Origin of the sequence: Rhodococcus sp. EPR-157 (genome assembly GCF_001647195.1) — a bacterium.
Taxonomy (GTDB): Bacteria; Actinomycetota; Actinomycetes; order Mycobacteriales; family Mycobacteriaceae; genus Rhodococcoides.
Genome location: NZ_LVCV01000655.1, coordinates 1 through 588 on the forward strand (window position 1 = coordinate 1; position 588 = coordinate 588).

The window sequence follows — 588 nt, forward strand, 5'->3', positions numbered from 1 at the left end:
TCGAGCAGTTCGTCGACGGCGAGTTTGTCGCCTTGCAGGACGTTGAAGACGCCAGGGGGGAGTCCGGCTTCTTCCCATAGTTCGGCGAGCCAGATGCTGGCGGTGGGGTCCTTTTCCGATGGTTTGAGTACGACGGTGTTGCCGGTCGCGATGGCGACGGGGAAGAACCACATGGGGACCATGGCCGGGAAGTTGAAGGGGGAGATGATGGCGACGGGTCCGAGGGGTTGCCGGATGGAAAACACGTCGACGCCTGTCGAGGCATTTTCGGTGTAGCCGCCTTTGAGCAGGTGGGGTATGCCGCAGGCGAATTCGACGACTTCCTGGCCGCGGCTGATCTCGCCGAGGGCGTCGGAGAGGACTTTGCCGTGTTCGGCGGTGATGATCTCTGCAAGCTCGCCCTTCTTCTTGTTCAGCAGTTCGCGGAAGTTGAAGAGAATTTGAGTGCGCTTGGCGAGCGAGGTGTCGCGCCACATCGGGAACGCTGCTGCGGCGGCGTCGATGACGGCTTTCGCGTCGCCCGAGTTGGCCAGCGCCAGTTGTCCGGTCACTTCGCCGGTAGCGGGGTTGGTGACGGGGGAGGTCTTG

The 588-nt window shown here is 62.8% G+C and carries 1 protein-coding gene; it reads right to left on the reverse strand.

The genetic code is table 11. The annotated features are described in order from the left end of the window. The coding region (locus tag A2J03_RS27850) for an aldehyde dehydrogenase family protein (RefSeq protein WP_156520629.1) at nucleotides 1–588 on the reverse strand (588 nt) is incomplete at both ends.